Raw genomic sequence first — 25,585 nt, 5'->3', positions numbered from 1 at the left:
CGACCACCCGGAGGCGATCAGCGCACGTCTACTTTAGCAAACTCTGCGTGAAGACCAAATCGAGAGGAGCGGAGGTCAGTAGCCCGCCTCCGGGTCGACCGATCCCAGCAGGTCCTCCCCCGCGGCGAACGCCGCCACGTTGGCGCGGACGCGCTCCGCGAGTAGCGGAGCGGTCATCTCCGGGGTGTCGGCGGTGTGCGGGGTGATCAGGCAGCGCGGCTCGGTCCAGAGCGGGTGCCCGTCCGGCAGCGGCTCCGGATCGGTCACGTCGAGGGCTGCGCCGGCGAGACGTCCCTCGGCCAGCGCGGCGACGAGGGCGTCGGTGTCGACCAGCGTGCCCCGGGCGATGTTGACGAGGACGGCGCGGGCCGGCAGCCGCGAGAGCAGCTCGGCATCGACGAGACGCCTCGTCCCGGTAGTGGCGGCGGCGGCGAGCACCAGCACGTCGGCCTCGGTCGCGACCTCGGCCAGGCGGTCCGCGGTCACGGTCCGCTCCGCACCGGGCATCGGCTCGGGGCTGCGTCGCACGACGCTCACGCGGGCGTCGAACACCGAGAGGAGCCGCAGGAGCTCCGTGGCGATGCCGCCCGCTCCGACGACGACGACCCGGGCCCGGTGGAGCGTCGTGGCGTGCTTCGCGCCCCACGACTCCGCCCGCGCCCGTTCCGGCAGGGAGCGCAGCAGCGCGAGCGTCAGCGCGAGGGCGTGCTCGGCCACCGGCTCGGAGTAGGCGCCCTTCGCACTCGTCCAGGCGAGTCCCGGCCGCGCGGCGCGCTGCAGCACCTCCGAGAAGGCGTCGACCCCCGCCCACGGCAGCTGCACCCAGCGGATCGTCGGGTGCTCGGCGAGCACGTCCTCGAGTTCCTGCGTGCGCCCGTACGAGAGCCAGAGGAGGACGTCGGGGGCGTCGTCCAGGTCGACGACGCGTCCGCCGCCCTCCCGGATCGCGCGGGTGAAGACGTCCTTGGAGCGCGGCAGGACCGCGACGCGCGGCGCGGTCACAGGACCTCCTCGGCCGGAGCGACGCGCTGGGCGCGGGTGGCGTCGAAGCGCTCGTACTCGGCGAAGGCGGCGCCGAGCTCCTGCACGTACGGGTGGCGCGACTCGGTCAGCACCTCCAGCAGCGGGCCGTAGGCGACCACCTCCCCGCCGACGAGGACCGCGATGCGGTCGGTCGCCCGACTGAGGACGTCGATGTCGTGGCCCACCACGACCGCCGCGAAGTCCTCCTGGCGGCGCAGATCGGCGAGCAGGTCGACGATCGACTCCCGGACCGTCGCGTCGATGCCCGAGGTGGGCTCGTCGGCGACGAGCACCCTGGGTCCGAGGACGAGTGCCCGCGCGATCGCGACGCGCTGCCGCTGCCCGCTCGAGAGCTCGTACGGGAAGCGGTCGAGCAGGAACAGGGGCAGATGCACCGAATCGAGCAGTGTGGCCACGCGCACCGCGGCGCTCTTGGGGTCGTAGCGGCGATCGCGGAGGTAGATCGGCTCGGCGATCAGCTCGGACACGGTCAGCTCGGGGCGGAGAGTCGCTCCGGCGTCCTGCGCCAGGTAGGCCACGTCGAACGTGAAGCGCTTGACCTCGCGGGCGGGCAGGTGGCGCAGGCCGTGACCGGCTACGGTCGCGTCGCCGCCGGTGATGACCGGGCGCGCGCGGTCGCCGTCGCTGCCGAGCCCGTCGCCGCCCAGCACGCGGGCGAGCGTCGACTTGCCCGAGCCGCTGCCACCGAGGATCCCGAGCACCTCCCCCGGCTCCACCCGGAGGCTGATGCCGCGCAGGGCCGTCCAGCGCCGGCTGATGCCGCGGGGCGGGTACTCGACGCTGAGATCGTCGACGACGATCGGCGCGGCCGGGGTGCTCACGCGTCGCGCTCCGCCCGCGTGATGCTGCGCAGGAGTTCGCGGCGCTCGGCCTGCTCAGCCGGATCCGGAACGGGCAGCGAGGCGAGCAGGCGCTGCGTGTACGGGTGCTTCGGCGCCGAGAGGACCTCCTCGCCCGTGCCCTCCTCGACGAGCTCGCCACGATAGAGCACGGCGATCCGGTCCGCGAGCAGATCGACGACCGCGAGATCGTGGCTGATGAAGAGCGACGCGAAGCCGAACTCCCGCTGCAGCTCCGAGAAGAGCTCGAGCACGCGCGCCTGGACCGAGACGTCGAGCGCCGAGGTGGGCTCGTCGGCGATCAGCAGCTTGGGCTGCAGCGCCAGCGCCCGTGCGAGGCTCGCGCGCTGGCGCTGGCCGCCCGAGAGCTCGTGCGGGTAGCGGTCGCCGTACGACTTCGGCAGCTGCACGGCCTCGAGGAGCTCGTCGACGCGGGTCCTGGCCGACCCCGCGTCGGGGAACCTCCGGTGCACGACGAGCGGCTCGGCGACGCACTCGGCGATGGTGAGCAGCGGGTTGAAGCTCGACGCCGGGTCCTGGAAGACGAAGCCGATGTCACCCCGCACCGGGCGGAAGGAGCGCTCGCGGATGCCGCGCATCTCCTTGCCGAGCACGCGCAGGGATCCGCCGGTCACTGTCGTCAGGCCGGCGATCGCCCGCCCGATCGTCGTCTTGCCCGAGCCGCTCTCGCCGACGAGTCCGAGGACCTCGCCGGCGCGGATGCGGAACGAGACGCCGTCGACCGCGACGAAGCCGGCGCGGCCCAGGCGGCCCGGGTACTGGATCCGCAGGTCGTCGGCCTCGACCAGGACCTCGGCCTGGGGCCGGCTCGCGCGCTCGATGGCGCGGTCCTTCGCGCGAGCGACGCCCTGGCCCACGTGCGGCACAGCGGCGAGCAGCTTCTTCGTGTAGTCGGCCTTCGGCGAGGCGAAGAGCTCGGCCACGGGCGCCTCCTCGACCAGCTCGCCCTGGTACATCACCGCGACGCGGTCGGCGAGATCGGCGACCACGCCCATGTTGTGGGTGATCAGCACGATGGAGGTGCCGAAATCGTCGCGGCAGCGGCGGAGGAGGTCGAGGATCTCGGCCTGCACCGTGACGTCCAGCGCGGTGGTCGGCTCGTCGGCGACGATGAGGCCGGGATCGAGCACGAGTGCCATCGCGATGACGACGCGCTGCTTCTGCCCGCCCGAGAACTGGTGCGGGTAGTAGTCGACCCGCTTCTCCGGCTCCGGGATGCCGACGGTGCGCAGCACGTCGATCGCCCGGGCGCGCGCCTCCTTCTTCGAGACGCTGCCGTGGGCGCGCAGCCCCTCGGCGATCTGCCAGCCCACGGTGAACACCGGGTTGAGCGCCGTCGAGGGCTCCTGGAACACCATCGCGACGTCGGTGCCGCGGATCTCGCGCAGGCGCGCCTTCGGCACCGAGACGACATCGGTGGAGGAGCTGCCGTCCTTCTTCGAGAGCAGCACGACGCCCGAGGCTGTCGCCGTCTCGGGCAGGAGGCCGAGGATCGTCTTCGCCGTCACCGTCTTGCCGCTGCCGGACTCGCCGACGATGGCGAGCACCTCGCCGCGCTCGACGCGGAGGCTCACCCCGGCGACGGCGCGCACGGCGCCCCTGTCGCTGGCGAAGGCGACTTCGAGGTCGCTGATGTCGACGATCGGCCGCTGGTCGCTCATCGCGTCCCCTCCACTCCGGCGACGGGGTCGTGCCCCGGCGTCTCCAGGCCGTCCGCGGCGAGCACGCCGCCCGGGACGACGGACGTCGCGGCCACGTCGCCGGAACCGGCGGCCACCGCGCGCCGACCGCGCAGGCGCGGGTCGGCGAGATCGTTCAGGCTCTCGCCGACGAGCGTGATGCCCAGCACGACGAGGACGATGGCGAGGCCCGGGAAGACGGAGGTCCACCAGATGCCGCTCGTCACGTCCGAGAGCGCCTTGTTGAGGTCGTAGCCCCACTCGGCCGCCGAGGTCGGCTCGATGCCGAAGCCGAGGAAGCCCAGGCCGGCGAGGGTCAGGATCGCCTCGGAGGAGTTGAGGGTGAAGATCAACGGGAGGGTCCGCGTCGCGTTCCGCAGCACGTGCCGGAACATGATGCGGCTCGTCGAGGCTCCGACGACCTTCGCGGACTCGACGTAGGCGTCGCCCTTGATCCGCACCGTCTCGGCGCGGATCACTCGGAAGTACTGCGGGATGTAGACGACCGTGATCGAGACGGCGGCCGCGAAGATGCCGGCCCACAGGTTCGACTGCCCGCCCGAGATCACGATCGACATCACGATCGCGAGCAGGAGGGTCGGGAAGGCGTAGATCGCGTCGCAGACCACGACGAGGACCCGGTCGAGCCAGCCCCCGAGGTAGCCCGAGACGAGGCCGAGGAAGACGCCGACGAAGATCGAGAGCACGACGGCGACGACGATCACGAGGAAGGCGGTCTGCGCTCCCCAGAGCACGCGGCTGAGGACGTCGTAGCCCCCGACCGTCGTGCCGAGCAGGTGCTCGGCGCTGGGCGGCTGCTGAGCGCCGAAGGATCCGCTGTCGGAGCGGAGCTGCGAGTAGCCGTAGGGCGCGATCAGCGGAGCGAAGAGGGCGACCAGGAGGAACGCACCCGTGATGACGAGGCCCGTGACGAGCATCCCGCGCTGCAGCCCCACGCTCTGGCGGAGCTGGTGCACGACGGGCAGGCGGTCGACGAGGCGGCGCCGCGGTCGCGCGGCGGAGGCGGTGGTGGTGCTCATGCTCAGTACCTCACTCGCGGGTCGATGAGCGCCGCGATGACGTCGACGATGAAGTTGGTCAGCGCCACGATCACGGCCAGCAGGGCGACGATGCCCTGCACGGCGACGAAGTCGCGGGCCTGGAGGTACTCGGCCAGCTGGAAGCCGAGGCCCTTCCACTCGAAGGTGGTCTCGGTCAGGACCGCTCCGCCCAGCAGGAGGGCGATCTGCAGGCCGATCACCGTGATGATCGGGATGAGCGCAGGCCGGTAGGCGTGCGTGCGGACGAGGCGGAACTCCCCCACTCCGCGCGACCGCGCAGCGTCGACGTAGTCGGTGCCCAGGGTGCCGATCACGTTGGTGCGCACGAGCCGGAGGAAGATGCCCGCGGTCAGCAGGCCCAGCGCGACGGCGGGCAGGACGGCGTGCGAGAGCACGTCCGACACGGCGGCCGGATCGCCGGTCTGGAACGCGTCGATCAGATAGATGCCGGTCTTGTTCTCGAGGAACTGCAGCGACAGCTCGGTGCTGGTCGAGGCGCGTCCGGCGACCGGGAACCACTTCAGCCAGACCGCGAAGACGAGCTTGAGCAGCAGACCCGCGAAGAACACCGGAGTGGCGTAGCAGAGGATCGCGAAGATGCGCAGCACCGCGTCGGGCGTGCGGTCGCGGTGGTAGGCCGCGAGCATGCCCAGCGGGATGCCGACGAGGAACGCGACGAGGAGCGCGTAGAACGCGAGCTCGACGGTCGCCGCTCCGTAGGTGAGCAGCACCTCGGTGACGGGGCGGTTGTCGCTGAGGGTGGTGCCGAAGTCGCCCGTGAGCAGCTGGCCGAGGTACTCGAAGTACTGCACGATCAGCGGGCGGTCGTAGCCCGCCGCCGCCACGCGCTCGGCGAGCTGGTCGGCGGTCAGGCGGCCGCCGAGGGCGGCCGTGATCGGGTCGCCCGTCGTGCGCATGAGCAGGAACACCATCGTCACGAGGATGAAGACGGTCGGGATGATGAGCAGGAAGCGGACGAGCAGGTAGCGCCCGAGTCCGCCCCCGGAGCCGCGCGGTCGCCGGGTGGGCGCCGTCGCCGCAGCCGTCGTGGCTGTCGTCACGTGATGCCTTTCGTGGAGAACGGCGGCCGGCGCCTCCCGAGCGGGGAGGCGCCGACCGCCGGAGGGGTGGATCAGCCCTTGCTGAGCGCGGCGTAGCGGAACTTGAAGGACGCGTCGAGCGTGTCCTCGGTGCCGCTGACATCGCTGCCGACGACGGCGACCTGCGAGCCCTGCAGGTAGGGGACGGTCGACAGCTGCGCCGCGACCTTCTCCTGGATCTGCTCGATGAGCGCGGTGCGGGCGTCGGCGTCGGTCGTCGAGACCTGCTCGGCGATCAGCCCCTGGACCTCGGCGTCGTCGTAGTGGTTCGCGAGGAAGTTCTCCTTGATGAAGAACGGCGAGAGGTAGTTGTCGGCGTCCGAGTAGTCCGGGAACCAGCCCAGCTGGTAGGCCGGGTAGACGTCGGAGCTGCGGTCCTTGGAGTACTGGACCCACTCCGTGGTCTGCAGGTCGACGGTGAACAGACCCGACGACTCGAGCTGGTCCTTGATCAGCGCGTACTCATCACCCGAGGACGGGCCGTAGTGGTCGTTCGAGTACTGGAGGCTGAGGTTCACCGGCTCGGTGACGCCGGCGGCCTCGAGGGTCGCCTTCGCCTTGTCGGCGTCCGGTCCGCCCTCGCCGTCGCCGTAGAGCGACTTGAGGGGCTCGGTCGCGCCGGTCAGTCCCTCGGGGACGAAGGAGTAGAGCGGCGTGTAGGTGCCCTTGTAGACCTGGTCGGCGATCTCCTCGCGGTCGATCAGGTCGGCCACGGCCTGGCGCACGGCGAGCGACTTGGCGGCGTCCGCCTCCGGGGTCGTCGCGCCGAACGGCTGGGTGTCGAAGTTGAAGACGATGTAGCGGATCTCGCCGCCGGGGCCGTCGACGACCTTGACCGCGTCGTTGCCGCGCAGGTCCTCGACGTCGGTCGCGGAGAGGCTCCGGAACGCGACGTCGATGTTGCCCTCCTGGATGTCCAGCTTGAGGTTCGACGAGTCGGCGTAGTACTTGACGTTGACGGTGCCGGTCTCGGCCGCGCCGAGCACGCCCTCGTAGCCCTCGTACGCCTTGTACTGGATGAGGTTGTTCACGTCGTAGTTGGCGATCGTGTACTGGCCGGCGAACGCCTCGCCCGAGACGATCTCGTCGTCCGAGGTGAGCGCATCGGCCGAGAAGACGTCCTCGTCGACGATCGGGCCCGCGGGGCTCGAGAGGATCTGCGGGAACGTCTGGTCGTTCTCGGACTTGAGCGTGAAGACGACGGTGGTGTCGTCCGGTGCCGCGACGCTGTCGAGGTTCGCGAGGAGCGACGACGGGCCGTTCGCGTCCGCGATCGCGAGCTGGCGGTCGAAAGTGAACTTGACGTCGGAGGAGGTGAGGTCGTTGCCGTTCGCCCACTTCAGACCCTCCTTGAGGGTCACGGTGTACTCGGTCGGCGCGGTGAACTCGGCCGACTCGGCGATGTCCGGCTCGACGTCCGGGCTGCCGTAGGGGGTGTTCATCAGGAACGGATAGACCTGGTTCATCACGGCGAACGAGCCGTTGTCGTACGAGCCGGCCGGGTCGAGCGTCGTGATCTTGTCGGTGGTGCCGATGGTCAGGGTGCCCCCGCCGGCGCTGTCGCCGGACGAGTCGGAACCGCCGGCGGAGCAGCCCGCGAGCACGATCGCGACCGCGGCGAAGCCGGCGGCGGCGGAGAGCGCGCGAGCGCTGCGGGTGGATGCGGATGTCATTGTCCGTCTACCTCTTCCTGGTAAGGATTCGATGCGGGCGCGCTCGTGGCGCGGTTGCGTGGCGCACAGGTCTCCTGTGAGCGCACGGGCGCGCGGAGGCGTGCGCCCGCAGTGCTGTTGTTCATGGGTAACACATGTGGAAGCGCTCTCCGGACAGGCGGGGTCCGCCGGGTCCGAAACTTCACACGACTGCAACACGCCCCTGGACGGGTGACGGTCGCGCCGCGGGCGGCGATCACTCGCTCCGCAGGGCGCGCTTCTCGCGCTCGAGCTCGACGAGGCGCACCTGCACGGCTCGGGACATCACGGGATCGGCGGAGGCGCGCTGCAGGGCACCGCGCAGCTCGGCGATCTCGCGCAGAAGATCGCGCTCGATCAGTGAGACGGCGACGTCGCGCGCGTACCGGGCGAGCTTCGCCTCGTCGGCCGCGGGGATCGGCGCCACGGCGAGCTGGCGGACGAGCGAGGCGAACGGGCCGGGGACGTCGTTCGCGACGTGCTCGACCCAGTCGCGGTCCTCCGCGCGCTCGAGGTTGGCGACGACGGCGTCGCGGACGACGCGCAGCGTCTCGTTGGTCACGGCGGCGTGAGCGGCGCGCGCCAGCAGCTCGGTGCCCATCGCCTGCGGGAGCTGGAGCATCGCCATCAGCGCTTCGCGCTCGATGCGCGTGACGACGTCGACCGGGAGGTCGGCCAGGCGCGCGCCGGCGGGCGCCTCGGGCGCTGCGCTCTCGGGCTCGCGGCGCTCGTCCCGGGAGCCGGAGGAGCGGGGGCGGGAGCCGGCCGAGCGGACGGCCGAGTTGACCTCCGACATGTCGAGGCCGAGCATCCGCGCGAGCTCCCGGGAGTACCCGGGCCGCAGCGCGGGGTCGCGGATCTCGGCGACGACCGGGGCCGCGGCGCGCAGGGCGGCGATCCGCCCCTCGACCGTCTCGAGGTCGTACCGCGCGAGCAGCTGGCGGATCACGAACTCGAACATCGGCTTCTTGTCGTCGATGAGCCGTCGCACGGCGTCGTCGCCGCGGTTCAGCCGTAGGTCGCAGGGGTCGAGCCCCTCGGGAGCGACCGCGACGAACGTCTGCGCGGCGAAGCGGTGCTCCTCCTGGAACGCGCGCATCGCCGCTTTCTGGCCGGCCGCGTCGGGGTCGAACGTGAAGACGACCTCGCCGACTCCGCTGTCGTCCCCCAGCACCCGGCGGAGCACCTTGATGTGGTCGACGCCGAAGGACGTGCCGCAGGTGGCGACCGCGGTGGTCACGCCCGCGAGATGGCAGGCCATCACATCGGTGTAGCCCTCGACGACGACGACGCGGTGGCCCCGCGAGATGTCGCGCTTGGCGAGATCGAGCCCGTAGAGGACCTGGGACTTGTGGTAGACGGGCGTCTCGGGGGTGTTGAGGTACTTCGGCCCCTTGTCCTCCTCGAGGAGGCGGCGGGCGCCGAAGCCGACGGTCTGACCGGTCACGTCCCGGATGGGCCAGACGAGCCGACCGCGGAACCGGTCGTAGACGCCGCCGCGGTTGCTGCTGCTGACGAGGCCGGCGGCGGTGAGCTCGGTCTCGGAGAAGCCGCGGCGCTTGAGGGCGGTCGTGAGACCGTCCCAGCCGTCGGGCGCGAAGCCGACGCCGAAGCGGTCGGCCGCGGCGCGGTCGAAGCCGCGCTCACCGAGGAAGCGGCGCCCCACGTCGGCGCCTGGAGTCGCGAGCTGCTCGCGGAAGAACTCCTCCGCCGCCCTGTTCGCCTCGAGCAGGCGCACCCGACCGCCCGTCTCGGGGGCCTGACCGCCGCCCTCCTCGTACTGCAGGACGATGCCGACGCGGGCGGCGAGCCGCTCGACCGTCTCGCTGAACGACGTGTGGTCCATCTTCATGATGAAGCTGTAGACGTCGCCCGACTCCTGGCAGCCGAAGCAGTGGTAGAAGCCGGCCTGCGGACGCACGTGGAAGCTGGGACTGCGCTCGTCGTGGAAGGGGCAGAGGCCCTTCAGCGAGCCGACACCCGCCGACTTCAGGGTGACGTACTCGCCGACGATGTCGCCGATGTTGACGCGGGCTTTGACCTCCTCGACATCCTGCTGTCGAATCCGTCCTGGCACGGTGTCCATCGTAGTCGCCGGTCCCTGCCCGGCGACTCGCGGTCGGCTTTTCGACGGTGCGGGTTCCGTGGAGCGTCCTCCGTCCGCCTACGGCGATCCGCTCGCACGCGGATCACCTGTTCGGCTGTGCCGTCGTCGGCGCCGGTTCCCGCCCGGCGTCGCGCAGTCGGCCGTACTCATTCGGAGCCGGTCCCTGCCCGGCTCCCCGCGGTCGGCTTCTCGACGGTGCGGGTCTCGCAGAGCGGGTCACGTCCGCCTACGGCGATCCGCTCGCACGCGGATCACCGGTTCGGCTCGGATGGGGCCGCGGCGGCGCGCACTCGGGCGCTGCCGCCGGGGTGTGCTGCACAACATGAGTTGAGGAGGGAGTTCGACCGCTGACAGGCTCTAGACCCCCTTGTCAGCAGACGTTGCCTATCGCGCTGCCGCTCCGGAAACGCTCTCGTCTCCTTCTGCTGGTCGAGTAGCCCCGCAGGGGTGTATCGAGACCCAGCCACCGAACTGCCGCGGATCTCGATACGGCCGCTGCGCGCCCTACTCGATCACCAAGAGGCGAGCGGACGAGCGAAACCTGCTGGTCGAGCAGCCCCGCAGGGGCGTATCGAGACCCAGCCACCGAACTGCCGCGGATCTCGATACGGCCGCTGCGCGCCCTACTCGATCACCAAGAGGCGAGCGGACGACCCGGCGACCCTCTCCGAGCCGAATGGGTGATCCGCGTGCGAGCGGATCGCCCTAGGCGAACGCACCCCGCTCTGCGGAACGCGACCACCCGCCCGAGCCGACGGCGCGGAGCCGGGCAGGGACCGGCTCCTCATGAGCACAGCCGACCGCGCGGGGCCGGGCAGGGACCGGCTCCCTATGGGCACAACCTCTCGAACCACGCCAGGGCGCTCTGGTCGGTGAGGTTGGCGACCTGGTCGACGACGACGCGGCGGCGGGAGTCGTCGGAGTCGCTCGCGCGCCAGTCCTCGGCGAAGCCGGGCTCGAGGGCGCCTTCTCCGCGCTCGAGGAGGGTGTCGGCGAGGCGGGTGAGGACTTCGCGCTGCTGCGCGTAGATCGGCTGGCGGGTGTTCCGCGACATGACGAAGGTGGCGACGATGCCCTTGAGCACGGCGATCTCGGCCTGCTGCTCGCGCGGGACGACGACGTGACCGCCGAAGCGGACGAGGTCGGGGTGCGAGTACGCCTCGCGGGTCGCCTCGGTGGCGGCGGCGGCGAAGCGGCCGATGAGCTGGCTGGTCAGGTTCTTCAGGCGCGCCTGGTCGCGGCGGGAGCCGTCCCAGGAGTCGAGCCAGACGTCGAGCGAGTCGAGACGGTCGAAGGCCGCGACGAGCTCGGAGTGCTCGATCTCGCCGCCCACCCAGGCGTGCATCGAGGCGACGAGGTCGTCGTGGTCGCTCCGGGAGCCGAGCGCTTCGACGTCGATGTAGCCCGAGACGACGGCGTCCTCGAAGTCGTGGACCGAGTAGGCGATGTCGTCCGAGAGGTCCATGACCTCCGCCTCGATGCAGCGCACGCCCTCGGGCGCGCCCTCCCGCATCCAGGTGAAGGCCGGCGCGTCGTCGGCGTAGAAGCCGAACTTGGCCCGCCCGGACGGGTCGGCGACAGAGCGGGTGTCGGGCCAGGGGTACTTGCAGCTCGCGTCGAGGCTCGCGCGGGTCAGGTTGAGTCCGTACGGCCGCGCGTCATCGCCGAAGACCTTGGGCTCGAGGCGGGTGAGCAGGCGGAACGTCTGCGCGTTGCCCTCGAAGCCGCCGATGCCGTCGGCCCAGGCGTTGAGGGCGCGCTCGCCGTTGTGCCCGAAGGGCGGGTGCCCGATGTCGTGGGCGAGGCAGGCGGTGTCGACGACGTCGGGGTCGAGGTCGAGGCTCGTGGCGAGCTCCCGGCCGATCTGGGCCACCTCGAGCGAGTGCGTGAGGCGGTTGCGGGCGAAGTCGACTCCGGCCGTGGGGCTCAGGACCTGCGTCTTGGCCGCGAGGCGGCGCAGCGCGCTGGAGTGGAAGAGCCGCGCCCGGTCGCGGGCGAAGTCGGAGCGGCGGGTGGAGTGGTCCTCCGGCAGGAACCGCTCGACATCGACGAGCGAGTACCCCCAGAGCGCGCGGTCATCCACCGCTGTGGTGGACTTCGGCGGCGGACACGTCGGCGCGCTGACCGGCGTCGAGCTCGCGCGACTCGAGCCAGCGGTCGGGCAGCGACGGGACCTTCGGGGATCCGGCGCGACCGCGCTGCCCCTCGGCGGCCTCGCCCGGGTACGGCACCTCGGGGTCGAGCTGCGCGAGCAGCTCGTCGAGCTCGGCGAGCGTCTCGGCGGACGCCATGCGCGCGCGCAGCTCGCCGCCGACGGGGTAGCCCTTGAAGTACCAGGCGACGTGCTTGCGGATGTCGCGGCAGCCGCGCTCCTCGCTCTCGAAGAACTCGCAGATGAGCTCGGCGTGGCGCCGGAACGCGGCGGCCACCTGCCCGAGCGTCGGGCGGAAGCGCTCGTCGGACCCGGCGAAGGCCGCGGCGAGATCGCCGAACAGCCACGGGCGGCCGAGGCAGCCGCGACCGACGACGACGCCGTCGCAGCCGGTCTCGGCCATCATCCGCAGCGCGTCCTCGGCCGACCAGATGTCGCCGTTGCCGAGCACGGGCACGCTCGTGATCGCCTCTTTGAGCGTCGCGATCGCCGACCAGTCGGCGTGACCGCTGTAGAACTCGGATGCGGTGCGCGCGTGCAGGGCGATCGACGCGACTCCGGCGCCCTCCGCCGCGCGGGCGGCCTCGAGGTAGGTCAGGTGGTCGGCGTCGATGCCCTTGCGCATCTTGACGGTGAGCGGGACGTCGCCCGCCGCCTTCACCGCTCCCTCGACGATCTGGCGGAACAGGGGCAGCTTCCACGGCAGCGCCGCTCCCCCGCCCTTGCGGGTCACCTTGGCGACGGGGCAGCCGAAGTTGAGGTCGATGTGATCGGCGCGGTCCTCCGCGACGAGCATGGTGACGGCCTCGGCGACCGTCTTCGGATCGACTCCGTAGAGCTGGATCGAGCGGACGGACTCGCTCGGGTGGTGGCGGATGAGCCGCATCGACTCCGGCGTGCGCTCGACGAGCGCGCGGGAGGTGATCATCTCGCTCACGTAGAGGCCCGCGCCGAACTCGCGGCACAGGCGGCGGAACGCGGTGTTGGTGATCCCCGCCATGGGAGCGAGGACGACCGGCGCGTCGAGTTCGAGGGGGCCGATGCGCAGCGCCGGCGCGGGTCGCGCGGGCGGTGGGGCCAGAAGAGTGGAGGACATCGGTAATGATTCTCCCAGATCCTGTGTTGGGGAAGGCGGGACGAGCAGAGGAGACCCGGACGATGAGCACGATCGACGCTGTGGAGGACGGACCGGCGCGGTTCGAGGAGGATGCGCGAGCGCGCGGCCTGGACGTGGAGGTCGTCGACCGACCGGAGGCGGGCAGCCTCGCGGAGGCGGCGCGGCTCCTGGGCATCGACCCCGCCACGATAGTGAAGTCGCTCGTCGTGAAGCGCCACGACGCCGCTCTGCTGTTCGCGCTGATCCCGGGCGGCCGGCAGATCTCGTGGCCGAAGCTCCGCGCCGTCGTCGGAGTGAACAAGCTGCGCCTGCCCGACGAGACGGCGGCCTTCGAGGCCACCGGCTACCGTCGCGGCACCATCACCCCGATCGGCTCCACCACCGCGTGGCCGGTCTTCGCCGACGAGCGGATCCGCGGGCAGCGGATCGCGATGGGCGCGGGCACCGGCGGGCGCAGCGCGTTCGTCGACGCGGACGCTCTGATCGCGGCCTACGGCGCGACCGTGGCCGACATCAGCGTCGAGGAGCCTCCGCGCTGACCGGAGCGACGACGGCGGGGACGGCGGGGACGGCGCAGACGCCGTCCTCGCACACCGGCACGTCCGCCGCGCCGAGCATCTCGAATCCGCTCACGCGGCGCTCACCCGCTGCGCGAGGACGTGCTCGAGGACCTCGGTGAACGCCTGCGGCTCCTGCGCTCCCGAGACGCCGAAGCGCCCGTCGAGCACGAAGAAGGGCACGCCGTTGATCCCGTACTCGCGTGCCTGGGCGATGTCGGCCTGCACGTCGGCGAGGTGGCGCTGCTCGGCGAGAGCCTGCGCGGTGCCGGTCTCGTCCAGGCCGACCTCCGCGGCGAGCGACGCGATCACGGCGGGATCCGCGAGGTCGCGCCCCTCGACGAAGTAGGCGCGCAGCAGGCGCTCCTTCAGCTCGAGCTGCAGTCCCTCGGTCTTGGCGTGGTGCAGGGCCTGGTGCGCGGTGACGGTCTTGACGTGCCGGACCGTCTCGAAGTGGTAGTCGAGGCCGACGCTCGCCGCGATCGCGGTGACGTCGTCCAGCATCTGCTGGGCCTGCGCCTCGGGGATGCCCTTGTGCTCGGCCAGGAACGCCGCCTCCCCGCCGCGGTAGTCCTCGGGGGTGTCGGGCGACAGCTCGAAGCTGCGGTACTCGAGCGACACCTCGGGGGCCTCCGGGTGGGCGAGGCGGAACGCCTCCAGCCCGCGCTCGAACTTCCGCTTGCCGATGTAGCACCAGGGGCAGGCGATGTCCGACCAGATGTCGACGGTGATGGGGGGCTGCGCGTCAGTCACGTGGAGGACAACCGCGCCGCGGCACTGCTATTCCCTCAGCAGCCGGACCAGCTCGTCCACGTCGGACTCGTCGTTCCAGACGTGGAAGGCCACCCGCAGCCGACCGCCGCGCCCCGACACGCGGATGCCCGCCTCCAGCAGACGGGCGAGATCGGCGCCGTCCTCGTCGGGCCACGAGACGAGCGCTCGGTGCTGCGGGTCGCGGTCGAGCCGCTCGCAGAGCAGATCGCCGAGCCCGGAGGCGTGCCGCCAGACCTCGTCGGCGTCCAGCGACCCGAGGAGCGCGAGGGACGCCTCGGCTCCGACGAAGGCCTGCCACGCGGGCGAGACGTCGAAGCGGCGCGCGTTCTCGGCGAGATGCATGGCGGGTCCGTAGCAGGAGGACCAGACGTCCTCCCCGGAGTACCAGCCGGCCTGCAGCGGGACGAGCTCGGCCGCGTACTCGGGCGAGACGGTCAGGAACGCCACTCCGCGGGGCGAGCACAGCCACTTGTAGGCGTGGGTCAGGGTCGCGTCGAAGCGGGAGGCGTCGACGGGCAGCACCCCCGCCGCCTGCGTCAGGTCGCACGCCGTGCGGGCACCGCACCGGGCCGCCGCCTCGATCACGGAGTCGAGGTCGGCGATCGCGCCGCTGCTCGACTGCACGGCCGAGAACACGACGAGGTCGTCCGCCGGCTCGACGGAGTCGGCCAGCGCCTCCAGCGGCACCGAGCGGACCTCGATTCCCCGGTGCGCCTGCGCGAGGAACGGGAAGACGATGGAGGAGAAGTCGCCGTCGACGCACAGCACCCGGGCGCCGTCGGGCAGCGATCCGGCGAGCACCGACGCCATCACCGATGTCTGCGAGCCGATCGCGACACGATCCACCGGCACGCCGACGAGCCCTGCGAACGACGATCGGGCGCTCTCGGCGACCACTCCGTAGCCGGCCGCGGTGCTCTCCCCCGCCGACCAGCGGTCGAGGTCGACCCGCAGCGCCTCGACGCTCTCGCGTGGCGGCAGGCCGAGGGTGCAGGCGTTGTGATAGCCGCGCGCCCCGGCGAACCGCTCGCGCAGAGCGGTCATGGACGGGCCCGGAGTACTCACCCTTCGAGGATCCCCCTCCCCCGCCCGATCGCCAAGACCGCACCCTCGCCGGGCGCGTCGGCGCTCAGCGGGCGGCGAGGCGGTGCGCCTGCTCGATCACGGCGACGACCGACAGGGCCTCGTGCACGTCGACGGGCGGCGGCGCTCCCTCGAGCAGGGTGCGGGCGACTCCGTCGTAGAAGGAGGCGTAGCGGCCCCGTTCGCTCGGCACCGCGCGCGATCCGGCGTCGTCGCTCCGCAGCCCCCACGCTCGGCGCGGGACCTCGCCGAAGTCCGCGTCGTCGGGGCGGGCGCCTCCGTGACGCAGCGCGTTCTCCTGCGGATCCAGACCGTCCACCGAGAAGGCCGCCGTCGTGCCGAGCACGCGGAACCGCGGACCGGAGGCGCGGGCGACGCGGCTCATCGCGAGGTGCGAGCGCACGCCGCTCTCGTGCAGCAGCGAGAGGAACGCATCGTCCTCGCTCGCACCGCCCGGGTGCACGATGCGCGTCTCAGCCGCGGTGACCACGGCCGGCCCGAACAGGACCAGCGCCTGGTCGACGAGGTGGCTGCCGAGATCGAAGAGGATCCCGCCGCCCTGCTCGGGGCCGATCTCGCCCTGCCAGCGGCCGGTCTTCGGAGCGCTCCAGCGCTCGAAGGTCGACTCGAAGCGGAGGACGTCGCCGAGCGCACCCTCGCCGAGGAGCCGCTGCAGAGTCAGGAGGTCGGCGTCCCAGCGGCGGTTCTGGAAGACGAGCACCGGCGCTCCGCTCGCCTCGGACGCCGCGATGATCGCCTCGGCGTCGGCGACGCTCGGCGCGAACGGCTTGTCGACGACCACGGCGACGCCCGCCTCGAGCACGGCCACGGCCTGCTCGCGGTGCACCGACGGCGGGGAGGCGAGCACCACGAGCTCCGGACGCTCCGCGAGCACCGCCTCGAGGTCAGGCACGATGCGCGCACCCGGATGAGAGGCGGCCGCCGACGCCGCGCGCTCGGCGTTCGACGTGGCGATCGCGACGATCCCGAAGACCGGGTCGGCCGCCAGGAACGGCGCGTGGAAGACGCTGCCGGCCAGTCCGTAGCCGACGACGCCGACGCGGATCATTTCGACGCTCCCGGCACGTCGACGGCACCGCCGAATCGGCGGGAGCGTCCGGAGTAGTGCTCGATCGCCTCCCAGAGATCCGTGCGCGAGAAGTCCGGCCAGAGCCGGTCGAGGAACACCATCTCGGCGTAGGCGCTCTGCCAGAGCAGGAAGTTGCTCGTCCGCTGCTCGCCGGAGGAGCGCACGAAGAGGTCGACGTCGGGCATCTCGGGCACGTAGAGCGCCTTGGCGATGGTCTTCTCGGTGATGCCGGACGGCTTCAGCCTGCCCGCGGCCACCTCGCCCGCGAGACGCTGCACGGCGTCCGCGATCTCTGTGCGGCCGCCGTAGTTCACGCACATCGTGAGCGTGAGGACGTCGTTGCCCTCGGTCAGCTTCTCGGCGAACTGGAGCTCGTTGATCACCGAGGCCCAGAGCCGTGGCTTGCGGCCGGCCCAGCGGATGCGCACGCCCCACTCGTTCAGCTGGTCGCGGCGGCGGTGCAGGACGTCGCGGTTGAAGCCCATCAGGAAGCGCACCTCCTCGGGCGAGCGCTTCCAGTTCTCGGTCGAGAACGCGTAGACGCTGAGGTGCTTGACGCCGATCTGGATCGCTCCCGCCACGACGTCGAGCAGGGCGGCCTCGCCGCGCTTGTGCCCTTCGATGCGGGTGAGTCCGCGGCCGTTCGCCCAGCGGCCGTTCCCGTCCATCACGATCGCGACGTGACCCGGCACGGCCTTCCGGGGGATCTCGGGCGGATGGACGCCGGTCCAGTCGAGCTCGCGGTAGGGCTCGGCGTCCTTGTGCGTGAAGGGCTTCATCGGGTGACGTGCTCCAGTGATCTCAGTCCGCGTTCGAGGTGGAACTGCGTGTAGGCGGCGACGACTCCGCTCGCCCGCGACCGCGTCGACGGCTCGGTCGTCTCGGCGTGCGCCCAGTCTCCGGTGAGGAGCGCTCCGAGCAGGACGACGACTTCCGGGGCGACGCGCGGAGCACCGGGCGGGGTGCAGTCCTGGCAGACGACGCCGCCCATCTGCACGACGACGGCGCCGTGCGGGCCGGGGGCGCCGCACCGGGCGCAGTCCTCGAAGCTCGGCGCCCATCCCGCGATCGACAGTGCGCGCAGGAGGTAGGAGTCGAGGGTGAGCACCGCCTCGTGCTCGCGGCGCGAGAGCGAGCGCAGGGCGCCGACGAGGAGCAGGTACTGCTGGAGGGACGCGTCGGAGTCGGTCAGCCGGTCAGCCGTCTCGACCATCGCGTTCGCCGCGGTGTAGCAGTCGTAGTCGGCCGCGATGAGAGCGCCGTACGCGCCGATCGACTCGGCCTGCGTGACGATGTCGAGGCTGCGGCCCTCGTAGAGCTGCAGGTCGGCGACCATGAACGGCTCGAGCCGCGAGCCGAACTTGGAACCGGTCTTGCGGACGCCCTTGGCGACGGCGCGGATCTTGCCGTGCCCGCGGGAGAGCAGGGTCACGATGCGGTCGGCCTCGCCCAGCTTGTGCGTGCGGAGCACCACGGCTTCGTCACGATAGGTGGGCATGCCCTCGATTATCCTCCCCGCCACCGACAACCTCCCGGCCGCCGGGCCGACAGGCCGGTCTCCCCCGTGGAACGATGGGCCGGTGGCCGACACCCTCTTCGTGATCCCCGCCTGGGCCGACCTCCTGGCGATCGCCATCGGCTGCCTCCAGGGCGCGATGTTCGCGGGCGAGTTCCGCGACCGCCGCATCGATCTGCTCGGCGTGACGATCATCGGCACGGCCACGGGCCTGGGAGGCGGTGTGCTGCGCGATCTGCTGCTGCAGACGCCGCTCGTGGCCCTGCACACCAACGCGTACCTGATCGTCGCGGTGACGGCCTCGCTCGTCGGGATGCTGCTCCAGCACGTGCTCAACCGGGTCGACGGCACGATCACCGCCCTCGACGCCCTGACCCTGGGCCTCTTCGGCGCGATCGGCACCACGAAGGCGCTGGCGCTCGGAGTGCCGGAGGTGCCGGCCGTCTTCGTCGGCACGGTGTCGGCGGTGGGCGGCTCGGTCATCCGCGACATCCTGCTGAACCGGCCGATCGCGCTGATGCACGTCGGCTCGCTCTACGCCGTCGCCGCGACCGCGGGCACGGCCGTCCTCGTCACCGGCCTGCGCTTCGGGATGCTCATCGACTTCGCCGCGCCGCTCGCCGTGGGCGTCACCACGCTGATCCGTCTGCTCGCCGTGCGCTACGGCTGGAGCCTGCCCGAGCAGCGCGCCCTCAGCGGCGTGCCGCGCCTCCGCTGGCGCCGCCGCGCCTAGCCCCGAGCCCCGTCTCCCGCACCGAGGGAACCCCGACCCGCCCAGGGAACCCGCTGGTGCAGGCTCCCTGGACGGTGCGGGGTTCCCTCGGCGGGGCCGGAGGACGGACGCGCGTCAGACGGAGGCGGACGCCAGCTCGCGGTCGGGAGCCTCCTCGCGAAGGGCGCGGTTCACGGCCGAGACGATCGCCTTCAGCGACGCGGTCGAGATGTCGGCGTCGACGCCCACGCCCCACAGGGTGCGGCCGTTGACCGAGCACTCGACGTACGAGGCGGCCAGCGCGTCGCCGCCGGCGCTGAGAGCGTGCTCGACGTAGTCCAGCACCCGCACCTCGACGCCGTGCTGGCTCAGCACGGACTCGAAGGCGTTGACCGGGCCGTTGCCCGAGGCGTTCGCCTCGATGATCTCGTCGCCGACGCGCAGCACCGCGTTCAGGGCGATGGTGCCGCCCAGGTCGCTCGACGTGCTGGTGCGGGTCAGCTCGAACCGGCCCCACTTCTCGTCGGCGCGGTGCGCGGGAGCGGGCAGGTACTCGTCCTGGAAGATCGTCCAGATCTGCTCGCTCGTGACCTCGCCGCCCTCGGCGTCGGTCTTGGCCTGCACGACGCCCGAGAACTCGATCTGGAGGCGGCGCGGGAGGTCCAGCGCGTGGTCGGTCTTCAGCAGGTACGCGACTCCGCCCTTGCCCGACTGCGAGTTGACGCGGATGACCGCCTCGTAGGAGCGCCCCAGGTCCTTCGGGTCGACCGGCAGGTAGGGAACGGCCCAGGTCAGCTCGTCGACGCCGCGACCGGTGCGCTCGGCCTCGGCCTCCATGGCCTCGAAGCCCTTCTTGATCGCGTCCTGGTGCGAACCGCTGAACGCGGTGAAGACGAGGTCGCCCGCCCAGGGGCTGCGCTCGGGCACGGCGAGCTGGTTGCAGTACTCGGCGGTGCGCTTGATGCCGTCCATGTCGCCGAAGTCGATCTGCGGGTCGATGCCCTGCGTGAACAGGTTGACGCCCAGCGCGACGAGGTCGACGTTGCCGGTGCGCTCGCCGTTGCCGAAGAGGCAGCCCTCGATGCGGTCGGCGCCGGCCAGGTAGCCCAGCTCGGCGGCGGCGACGGCCGTGCCGCGGTCGTTGTGGGGGTGCAGCGACAGGATGATGTTCTCGCGCTGCGCCAGGTTGCGGCTCATCCACTCGATCGAGTCGGCGTAGACGTTGGGCGTGGCCATCTCGACGGTCGCGGGCAGGTTGAGGATCACCTTGCGGTCGGCGGTCGGCTCGAAGACCTCGACCACGCGATCGCAGATCTCGCGGGCGAACTCGAGCTCGGTGCCCGTGTAGCTCTCGGGCGAGTACTCGTAGTAGACGGTGGTGCCGGGGACCGACGCCTCCATCTCGCGGCACTTGCGCGCGCCGGCCAGGGCGATGTCGATGATGCCCTGGCGGTCCTTGCGGAACACGACCTCGCGCTGCAGCACGCTGGTGGAGTTGTACAGGTGCACGATCGCCTGCCGGGCGCCCCGGATCGACTCGTACGTGCGCTCGATCAGGTGGTCCCGCGCCTGCGTCAGCACCTGGATGGTGACGTCCTCGGGGATCGCTCCCTCCTCGATGAGGCTGCGGACGAAGTCGAAGTCGGTCTGGCTCGCGCTCGGGAAGCCGACCTCGATCTCCTTGTAGCCCATCGAGACCAGCAGATCGAACATGATCCGCTTGCGCTCGGGGCTCATCGGGTCGATCAGCGCCTGGTTGCCGTCGCGGAGGTCGACGGCGCACCAGCGCGGCGCGGTCGTGATGCGCTTGGTCGGCCACGTGCGGTCGGGCAGATCGACCGTGATCTGCTCGTGGTACGGCCGGTACTTGTGGATCGGCATGGTCGAGGGCTTCTGCGTGTTCTTCATGAGGGTCTCCTGGCGCGGATGCGCGCCCGTGTCGGTCTCGCGGGGATCCGGGAATCGGATGCGACCTCGCGGAGGGAACTGCGATCAGGCGTCGACGGACTCCGCGACGAGGGAGGCCTGGGGGTTAGGACTCGTCGCGGCAGCTAAGAAGGAGCAGACCGAAGCGCACGGGGCCAGGCTAGCACTGCCTCCGCGCCCAGGTCGCCCGGGCGCTCTCAGGCGACGAGGCCGTTCTCGTAGGCGTAGACGACCAGCTGCACGCGGTCGCGCAGGCCCAGCTTGCCCAGCGTGCGGCTGATGTGGGTCTTGACGGTCGCCTCGCTGAGGAACTCGGCCGTCGCGATCTCGGTGTTGCTCAGTCCTCGCGCCGCGTGGTGGAAGATCTCGCGCTCGCGGTCGGTGAGCGTCGAGAACGCGACGGGGGTCTCCCGACCGCTGCCCGGCGCGCCGAAGTGCTCGAAGAGCTCGCGCGTGGCGGAGGCCGCGACCACGGCCGTGCCCGCGTGGACCGTCCGCACCGAGGCGAGGAGGAAACCGGGCTCGGTGTCCTTGAGGAGGAAGCCGCTCGCCCCGGCGCGGATCGCCCGGGCCGCGGCCTCGTCCAGGTCGAAGGTCGTCAGCACGAGGATGCGCGGAGCGGGCGTCCCCGTCTCGGCGGCGCGGGCGAGGATCCGCCGCGTCGACTCGATGCCGTCGACACCGGGCATCCGGATGTCCATCAGCACGACGTCCGGTGCGACCCGGGCGACGACCTCCGCGCCCTCGGCGCCGTCGGACGCCTCGCCGACCACCTCGAGGTCGGGCTGCGAGCTGAGCAGCATGCGGATGCCGGCGCGGAACAGCGCCTGGTCGTCGACGAGGACGATGCGGATGGGGTCGGTCATGACGGGATGCCTCCGGAGGCGAGCGGCGGGACGAGGGTGACGGGCGAGGTGCGTGGGGGCACGGGTGGAGCGGGGAGCCGGGCGTCGACCACGAAGTGGTCGCCGTCGGGACCGGCGAGCAGTGTGCCGCCCGCGAGGACCGCGCGCTCGCGCATGCCGATCAGGCCGTGGCCCTCCCCGGAGTGTCGAGCGCGTCCTCGCACCGGGAATTGCGCACCGTCAGCACGACATCGCCGCCCTCGCGGCGCAGCGCGATGTCGAGGGGCGCGCCGGGCCGGCCGTGGCGGAGGGCGTTGGTCGTCGCCTCCTGCGTGATCCGGTAGAGCGCCAGTCCGGTGGCCCGCGGGACGGACTCGAGGTCGAGACCCAGTTCGGAGCGGACGGGAGCGCCCGTGCCGCTGACGCTCTCGAGCAGCGCGGGCAGATCGCGCGCCTCGGGCTGCGGGCCGTCCATCTGACTGTGGCGCAGCTGCGCGAGGAGCTGTCGCACGTCGCCGAGGGCGTCCCGCGCCACGCCCGAGATCGTCAGGAGGGCCGCGTCGGTCTGCTCGGGACTGGTGGAGCCGAGGTAGCGGGCACCGTCGGCCTGGGCGATCACGACCGCGAGCGAGTGCGCGACGACGTCGTGCATGTCGCGGGCGATGCGGTTGCGCTCCTCGACGGTGTCGAGCTCGCGCTGGGCTCGCGCGCGCTCGCGCTCGGCCTCGTCGCGCTCGGACTGGCCCACGCGGGCGCGGCGGGCCGCGCGGGAGAGGAGGCCGATGGTCCAGGACAGGCCGAGCGTGGCGAGGATGCCGCCGGAGGATGCGCCGACGGCGATCAGACTGCTCGGCGAGTCCTGGGCCAGGCCGAAGGCGATCGAGAGGTACGCCACCGCGACGACCGTGCCGACGACCGCCGACACCGCACCCGCCGTGCGCACCCGCTTCGAGTCGGCGGCGCCGGCCCCGAAGAGCACGACGAGGATCGCCAGGTCGGACGGAGCGGGCTCCAGCCGGACGCCCATCTGCAGGGCGGCGCCGATCCAAGCGACGCCGAGCGCGAGCCCGGGCGAGCGGCGGTGCAGCACCAGCGCGACGGCCAGCACTCCGGCGACGAAGGGGTGCAGCGAGTCCTCGCCCACGGAGTACGGCACGACCGAGATCACGAGCAGCACGAGCGCCTGGGCACCGGCCGATCCGGCCGCGAAAGCGTCCTGCGGTCCGGCGACGCGCTCGAGGAGGCGCTCGATCCGATCCTCCGGACCGACCGGGTTCCGCAGCCCGCGGACGAAGGACAGCACCGCGATCGCCGCCAGGACGGCGGCGACGAGGACCGCGACCGCGACCAGGACGAGGAAGCGGATGCTCTGGGGCGGTTCGGGCGAGTCGAGCGACGGGCGGAGCGACGCCGACAGGACGACGCCGCCGAGCCCGCAGAGCAGGAGGGCGCCGACCAGCGCGAGCGATCGGGTCCACGGCCCGAGTCGGCGCGCCGTCGACCAGAGCACGACCGCTCCGACGACGACGCCGTCCAACGGCACACCGCCGACCGGCACCGCTCCGCCGAGGAGGATCCCGGCGGCGGCCAGGGTGGGGGCGAGCGCCGGGAGCAGGCCCGCCAGCGCGAGGGCGAGCCCGAGGAGCAGGCCCGCGGACGGCGAGGCGCTCGAGACGCCACTCGCGAGCGCCAGCAGGTGCGCGACGGCGAGCAGGGCACCGGCGATCGGGAGCGTCGCCGGTCGGTCCAGGAGCACGCGCATGCCTCTCACGCTAGACGTCGAGCGCCGCGGAGTCGTCGTCCCGACGGCTGATCGACGTGCGCCGAGCGGATCAGAAGCCCAGGCGCCCCAGCAGCTTCGGGTCGCGCTGCCACTCCTTGGCGACCTTCACCCGGATCGAGAGGAACACCCGGCGTCCCAGCAGGCGCTCGATCTGCTCGCGCGAAACCGCGCCGACCTCGCGCAGGCGCTGCCCGCCCTTGCCGATGATGATGCCCTTCTGGCTGTCGCGCTCGACGAAGACGTTGGCGTAGATGTCGATGAAGGAGCCGTCCTCGCGCTCGACCATGTCGTCGAGGGTCACGGCGAGGGAGTGCGGCAGCTCGTCCGAGACGCCCTCGAGAGCGGCTTCGCGGATGAACTCCGCGATGCGCGAGCCGAGGTCCTCGTCGGTCACGGCCTCCTCGGGGTAGAGGGCGGGCGACACCGGCATCAGACGGAGCAGCTCCACGGCGAGCACGTCGAGCTGCTCGTCGGTGACGGCCGAGATCGGCACGATCGTGTCCCACTCGCGGAGCTCGGAGACGGCGAGCAGCTGCTTGGCGACCGACTTCTTCGAGGAGAGGTCGACCTTCGACACGATCGCGACCTTGCGGGCACGCGGGAACGCGTCGAGCTGCTCGTTGATGAAGCGGTCGCCGGGGCCGATCGGCTCGTCGGCGGGGAAGAGCATGCCGATGACGTCGACGTCGCCCAGCGTCGAGGTGACGAGCGAGTTCAGGCGCTCGCCGAGGAGCGTGCGCGGGCGGTGGATGCCCGGGGTGTCGACGACGATGAGCTGGCCGTCGGGCCGGTGGACGATGCCGCGGATCGCGCGGCGCGTGGTCTGCGGCTTGGAGCTCGTGATGGCGATCTTCTCGCCGACCAGGGCGTTCGTCAGGGTCGACTTGCCGACGTTGGGGCGGCCGACGAACGACACGAATCCCGCGCGGAAGGGCGTCGTGGGCGGGCTGGAGTCGGTCATCGTGCGTCCTCGTTCTGTCTGTCGTCGGCGGGGGCGCCCGCTGATCGGTCGTCGGCTGCTCGGCTCCGCGTCTCGCGGTCCTTCGCGGCCCGGGCGTTCGCCGCTCGGGTCTGCGACGCCCGCGACGGGGCCGTCCGGGTCGGAGCGGCGCGCGGGTCCCGGGCGCGTGCGTCCCGGCTCCGAGTATCCCCGGTCGGGCCCTCATCGGCGTCGGCCTCGCCGTCGTCGCCCCCGATCGGAGCGGAACCGTCGCCGGTCTCGCCGCTCGGGTCGTAGTCGGGATCGCGGCGGACCAGCACGGTCGAGATGGTGCCGCGGCGCGCGTCCGCCTGCTCGGCCTCGAGGATCACGCCGTCGATCCGGGCGCTGGCACCGCGATCCGGGAGGCGGCCGTAGGCCTTGGTGAGCAGTCCGCCGACCGAGTCGACGTCGTCGTCCTCGAGATCGATCTCGAACAGCTCGCCGAGCTCGTCGACCGGGAGCCGCGCCGAGACCCGGTAGACGCCGGGCTCGATCTCCTCGAAGAGATCGACCTCGCGGTCGTACTCGTCCGAGATGTCGCCGACGAGCTCCTCGATCAGGTCCTCGAGGGTCACGAGGCCGGCGATGCCGCCGTACTCGTCGACCACCATGGCGAGGTGGTTCGACTCCAGCTGCATCTGGCGAAGCAGCTCGTCCGCCATCTTCGACTCCGGCACGAAGAGCGCCGGTCGAGCGAGGTCGGCGACGACGTCGTCGTCGTCGGGCCGCTCGTAGGTGTGGCGGGCGACGTCGCGGAGGTAGAGCACGCCGAGGACGTCGTCCACGCCCTCGCCGATGACGGGGAGCCGCGAGATGCCGCGGCTGAGCAGGAGTCCCATGCCCGCTCCGATCGACGCCGTCGACTCGATCGTCACCATGTCGGTGCGCGGGACCATCACCTCGCGCACGAGGGTGTCGTTGAACTCGAAGATCGAGTGGATGAGCTCGCGGTCGTCCTGCTCGAGGACGTCCTGCTCCGTGGCCTCGTCCACCATGCTCAGCAGCTGCTCCTCGGAGGAGAAGCCGGCGGAGCGGCCGGTGCCGGGGGTCACCCGGTTGCCGAGAGCGACGAGGCCGTGCGCCACGGGCCCGAGGGCCACGCGCAGCACGTGGATCAGGGAGGCGCTCGTGCCCAGCACGGCGCGCGCGTGCGCCCGGCCGACGCTGCGGGGGCTCGAGCCGACGAGCACGAAGGAGACGGCGGCCATGATCAGGATCGCCAGCAGCAGCGCGAGCCAGAGCTGGTCGACGACGACCACGAGGACCGTCGTGACGAAGACCGCGGCCGTCGTCTCGGCCGCGATCCGCGAGAAGTTGACGACGTTCACATGCGCGCTCATGTCGCCGGCGATGGCGCGCAGGGCGCGGGCGCTGCGCGAGTGGTTCGCCATCTCGAGCACGTCGCTGCGCGAGAGCACGCCGAGGGCCGCGTCGGTCGCGGCGAACCATCCGCCGACCGCGACGAGGACGAGGGCGGCGATGAGGAGCTGGAGGGTGAGCACGGCG

The 25,585-nt window shown here is 71.9% G+C and carries 22 protein-coding genes; 2 read left to right on the top strand and 20 right to left on the bottom strand.

The window, feature by feature from the left end; genetic code table 11:
• Positions 1-75: 75 nt before the first annotated feature.
• The 9 genes from AC0CID_RS02430 to dusB all read right to left on the bottom strand — a co-directional run bounded on the left by AC0CID_RS02430 (position 76) and on the right by dusB (position 12,790).
• A complete protein-coding gene (locus AC0CID_RS02430; RefSeq protein WP_465225667.1) occupies positions 76-1,002 on the bottom strand; it encodes a D-isomer specific 2-hydroxyacid dehydrogenase family protein in 927 nt (308 codons plus the stop codon).
• Positions 999-1,865 carry an ATP-binding cassette domain-containing protein gene (locus AC0CID_RS02425; RefSeq protein WP_465225666.1) on the bottom strand — a complete coding sequence of 289 codons (867 nt, stop codon included), beginning with the start codon at positions 1,863-1,865 and terminating at the stop codon, positions 999-1,001. Before AC0CID_RS02425 ends, AC0CID_RS02430 begins: the two co-directional genes overlap by 4 nt.
• Positions 1,862-3,565, bottom strand: coding sequence for an ABC transporter ATP-binding protein (locus AC0CID_RS02420; RefSeq protein WP_207402434.1), 1,704 nt, complete (start codon positions 3,563-3,565; stop codon positions 1,862-1,864). Before AC0CID_RS02420 ends, AC0CID_RS02425 begins: the two co-directional genes overlap by 4 nt.
• On the bottom strand, positions 3,562-4,623 hold the full coding sequence (locus AC0CID_RS02415) for an ABC transporter permease (RefSeq protein ID WP_465225665.1): 1,062 nt from the start codon (positions 4,621-4,623) through the stop codon (positions 3,562-3,564). Before AC0CID_RS02415 ends, AC0CID_RS02420 begins: the two co-directional genes overlap by 4 nt.
• A 2-nt stretch (positions 4,624-4,625) precedes the next feature.
• Positions 4,626-5,705: an ABC transporter permease gene (locus tag AC0CID_RS02410; RefSeq protein WP_207402436.1), complete on the bottom strand. Its 1,080-nt coding sequence runs from the start codon at positions 5,703-5,705 to the stop codon at positions 4,626-4,628.
• A 71-nt stretch (positions 5,706-5,776) separates the two neighbouring features.
• Complete coding sequence (locus AC0CID_RS02405; protein WP_207402437.1) at positions 5,777-7,417, bottom strand: ABC transporter substrate-binding protein; 1,641 nt, start codon at positions 7,415-7,417, stop codon at positions 5,777-5,779.
• A gap of 235 nt (positions 7,418-7,652) precedes the next feature.
• Positions 7,653-9,521, bottom strand: a complete 1,869-nt coding sequence (gene dnaG / locus AC0CID_RS02400) for a DNA primase (RefSeq protein WP_465225664.1) — start codon at positions 9,519-9,521, stop codon at positions 7,653-7,655.
• 850 nt (positions 9,522-10,371) lie between these two features.
• A complete protein-coding gene (locus AC0CID_RS02395) occupies positions 10,372-11,625 on the bottom strand; it encodes a deoxyguanosinetriphosphate triphosphohydrolase (protein ID WP_465225663.1) in 1,254 nt (417 codons plus the stop codon).
• Entirely contained in the window at positions 11,618-12,790 is a 1,173-nt protein-coding gene (gene dusB, locus AC0CID_RS02390) for a tRNA dihydrouridine synthase DusB (RefSeq protein ID WP_207402440.1), read from the bottom strand. The genes AC0CID_RS02395 and dusB overlap by 8 nt, the downstream gene beginning before the upstream one ends.
• 62 nt (positions 12,791-12,852) lie before the next feature.
• On the opposite strand from dusB, the gene AC0CID_RS02385 reads away from it, so the two are divergent.
• Positions 12,853-13,350 (top strand): aminoacyl-tRNA deacylase, encoded by a 498-nt coding sequence (locus AC0CID_RS02385; protein ID WP_465225662.1) that lies wholly within the window; start codon positions 12,853-12,855, stop codon positions 13,348-13,350.
• 90 nt (positions 13,351-13,440) lie between these two features.
• On the opposite strand, the gene AC0CID_RS02380 is transcribed toward AC0CID_RS02385, so the two are convergent.
• The 5 genes from AC0CID_RS02380 to recO form a co-directional block, all read right to left on the bottom strand.
• Complete coding sequence (locus AC0CID_RS02380) at positions 13,441-14,121, bottom strand: DsbA family oxidoreductase (RefSeq protein ID WP_465225661.1); 681 nt, start codon at positions 14,119-14,121, stop codon at positions 13,441-13,443.
• Positions 14,122-14,148: 27 nt separating this feature from the next.
• On the bottom strand, positions 14,149-15,186 hold the full coding sequence (locus tag AC0CID_RS02375) for an aminotransferase class V-fold PLP-dependent enzyme (RefSeq protein ID WP_465228033.1): 1,038 nt from the start codon (positions 15,184-15,186) through the stop codon (positions 14,149-14,151).
• Positions 15,187-15,271: 85 nt separating this feature from the next.
• Positions 15,272-16,294 (bottom strand): Gfo/Idh/MocA family protein, encoded by a 1,023-nt coding sequence (locus tag AC0CID_RS02370; protein WP_465225660.1) that lies wholly within the window; start codon positions 16,292-16,294, stop codon positions 15,272-15,274.
• Entirely contained in the window at positions 16,291-17,094 is an 804-nt protein-coding gene (locus AC0CID_RS02365; RefSeq protein ID WP_465225659.1) for an isoprenyl transferase, read from the bottom strand. The genes AC0CID_RS02370 and AC0CID_RS02365 overlap by 4 nt, the downstream gene beginning before the upstream one ends.
• Positions 17,091-17,813: a DNA repair protein RecO gene (gene recO, locus AC0CID_RS02360; RefSeq protein WP_207402446.1), complete on the bottom strand. Its 723-nt coding sequence runs from the start codon at positions 17,811-17,813 to the stop codon at positions 17,091-17,093. Before recO ends, AC0CID_RS02365 begins: the two co-directional genes overlap by 4 nt.
• Positions 17,814-17,895: 82 nt before the next feature.
• On the opposite strand from recO, the gene AC0CID_RS02355 reads away from it, so the two are divergent.
• Positions 17,896-18,564, top strand: coding sequence for a trimeric intracellular cation channel family protein (locus AC0CID_RS02355; RefSeq protein WP_465225658.1), 669 nt, complete (start codon positions 17,896-17,898; stop codon positions 18,562-18,564).
• Positions 18,565-18,678: 114 nt separating this feature from the next.
• On the opposite strand, the gene leuA is transcribed toward AC0CID_RS02355, so the two are convergent.
• From leuA to AC0CID_RS02325, 6 genes are all read right to left on the bottom strand, one after another.
• Positions 18,679-20,451 carry a 2-isopropylmalate synthase gene (gene leuA / locus AC0CID_RS02350; RefSeq protein ID WP_465225657.1) on the bottom strand — a complete coding sequence of 591 codons (1,773 nt, stop codon included), beginning with the start codon at positions 20,449-20,451 and terminating at the stop codon, positions 18,679-18,681.
• Positions 20,452-20,666: 215 nt separating this feature from the next.
• Positions 20,667-21,335 carry a response regulator gene (locus AC0CID_RS02345; protein ID WP_207402449.1) on the bottom strand — a complete coding sequence of 223 codons (669 nt, stop codon included), beginning with the start codon at positions 21,333-21,335 and terminating at the stop codon, positions 20,667-20,669.
• A complete protein-coding gene (locus AC0CID_RS02340) occupies positions 21,332-21,490 on the bottom strand; it encodes a hypothetical protein (RefSeq protein WP_465225656.1) in 159 nt (52 codons plus the stop codon). Before AC0CID_RS02340 ends, AC0CID_RS02345 begins: the two co-directional genes overlap by 4 nt.
• Positions 21,491-21,495: 5 nt before the next feature.
• A complete protein-coding gene (locus AC0CID_RS02335; RefSeq protein ID WP_465225655.1) occupies positions 21,496-23,076 on the bottom strand; it encodes a sensor histidine kinase in 1,581 nt (526 codons plus the stop codon).
• 70 nt (positions 23,077-23,146) lie between these two features.
• Entirely contained in the window at positions 23,147-24,058 is a 912-nt protein-coding gene (gene era / locus AC0CID_RS02330) for a GTPase Era (RefSeq protein WP_251947115.1), read from the bottom strand.
• Positions 24,055-25,581 carry a hemolysin family protein gene (locus tag AC0CID_RS02325; RefSeq protein ID WP_465225654.1) on the bottom strand — a complete coding sequence of 509 codons (1,527 nt, stop codon included), beginning with the start codon at positions 25,579-25,581 and terminating at the stop codon, positions 24,055-24,057. Before AC0CID_RS02325 ends, era begins: the two co-directional genes overlap by 4 nt.
• Positions 25,582-25,585 lie beyond the last annotated feature (4 nt).

This window comes from Rathayibacter sp. AC451 (assembly GCF_979253095.1).
The sequence above is the reverse complement of the archived record's forward strand: the minus strand, read 5'-3'. Positions and strand labels throughout refer to the sequence as shown.

What these genes read in the sequence shown, in the direction of transcription:
- recO (WP_207402446.1), bottom strand. Translation starts at nt 17,813, where the DNA reads ATGCCCACCTATCGTGACGAAGCCGTGGTGCTCCGCACGCACAAGCTG.
- AC0CID_RS02365 (WP_465225659.1), bottom strand. Translation starts at nt 17,094, where the DNA reads ATGAAGCCCTTCACGCACAAGGACGCCGAGCCCTACCGCGAGCTCGAC.
- AC0CID_RS02370 (WP_465225660.1), bottom strand. Translation starts at nt 16,294, where the DNA reads ATGATCCGCGTCGGCGTCGTCGGCTACGGACTGGCCGGCAGCGTCTTC.
- AC0CID_RS02415 (WP_465225665.1), bottom strand. Translation starts at nt 4,623, where the DNA reads ATGAGCACCACCACCGCCTCCGCCGCGCGACCGCGGCGCCGCCTCGTC.
- dusB (WP_207402440.1), bottom strand. Translation starts at nt 12,790, where the DNA reads ATGTCCTCCACTCTTCTGGCCCCACCGCCCGCGCGACCCGCGCCGGCG.
- AC0CID_RS02405 (WP_207402437.1), bottom strand. Translation starts at nt 7,417, where the DNA reads ATGACATCCGCATCCACCCGCAGCGCTCGCGCGCTCTCCGCCGCCGCC.
- AC0CID_RS02420 (WP_207402434.1), bottom strand. Translation starts at nt 3,565, where the DNA reads ATGAGCGACCAGCGGCCGATCGTCGACATCAGCGACCTCGAAGTCGCC.
- leuA (WP_465225657.1), bottom strand. Translation starts at nt 20,451, where the DNA reads ATGAAGAACACGCAGAAGCCCTCGACCATGCCGATCCACAAGTACCGG.
- AC0CID_RS02335 (WP_465225655.1), bottom strand. Translation starts at nt 23,076, where the DNA reads ATGCGCGTGCTCCTGGACCGACCGGCGACGCTCCCGATCGCCGGTGCC.
- dnaG (WP_465225664.1), bottom strand. Translation starts at nt 9,521, where the DNA reads ATGGACACCGTGCCAGGACGGATTCGACAGCAGGATGTCGAGGAGGTC.
- AC0CID_RS02345 (WP_207402449.1), bottom strand. Translation starts at nt 21,335, where the DNA reads ATGACCGACCCCATCCGCATCGTCCTCGTCGACGACCAGGCGCTGTTC.
- AC0CID_RS02340 (WP_465225656.1), bottom strand. Translation starts at nt 21,490, where the DNA reads ATGCGCGAGCGCGCGGTCCTCGCGGGCGGCACACTGCTCGCCGGTCCC.
- AC0CID_RS02375 (WP_465228033.1), bottom strand. Translation starts at nt 15,186, where the DNA reads ATGACCGCTCTGCGCGAGCGGTTCGCCGGGGCGCGCGGCTATCACAAC.
- era (WP_251947115.1), bottom strand. Translation starts at nt 24,058, where the DNA reads ATGACCGACTCCAGCCCGCCCACGACGCCCTTCCGCGCGGGATTCGTG.
- AC0CID_RS02385 (WP_465225662.1), top strand. Translation starts at nt 12,853, where the DNA reads ATGAGCACGATCGACGCTGTGGAGGACGGACCGGCGCGGTTCGAGGAG.